Genomic DNA, 532 nt, shown 5'->3' with positions numbered 1-532 from the left:
GCATGTTTAAGTATCTGTTGTTAAAGGTGATTTACGATTTATCAGATGTCGATGTTGTCGAACGCTCAAAGTATGACATGTCTTTCAAATATTTCCTTGATATGGCACCAGAAGAGGCCGTCATAGAGCCTAGTTCATTGACCAAGTTCCGTAAACTTCGTTTAAAAGACGTGAAAATTTTGGACATGTTATTGAAGAAATCTGTGGAAATCGCATTAGAAAAAGGCGTGATTAAAAGCCACTCTATCATCGTCGATGCCACTCATACAAGAGCCCGATACAATCAGAAATCACCAAGAGAAGCGTTGATGAACCAGTCCCGAAAAGTCCGTAAAGCCGTCTATCAAGTTCAAGACGGAATGAAAGAGCGTTTCCCCATTAAAAACACGACGGACCAACTGGAAGAAGAGCTTCGATATTGCGAAGAACTCATTGAGATCATTGAAAACGATTCTTCTCTTTCAGCGTATCCCAAAGTAAAAGAGCCGTTAAATCTATTGAAAGAAATGGTCGAAGACGACTTGGAAAACCT

At 40.0% G+C, this 532-nt stretch carries 1 protein-coding gene; it reads left to right on the top strand.

All coding sequences use genetic code 11. From position 1 onward, the window contains the following. On the top strand, positions 1-532 hold a 532-nt coding region (locus tag ACFQPF_RS11340; RefSeq protein ID WP_379749716.1), incomplete at both ends, for a transposase.

Origin of the sequence: Fictibacillus iocasae, assembly GCF_042665465.1 — a bacterium.
GTDB classification, from domain to species: domain Bacteria; phylum Bacillota; class Bacilli; order Bacillales; family Fictibacillaceae; genus Fictibacillus; species Fictibacillus iocasae.
Note: the sequence above shows the minus strand (reverse complement) of the source record. Positions and strands in the feature narration are given on the sequence as shown.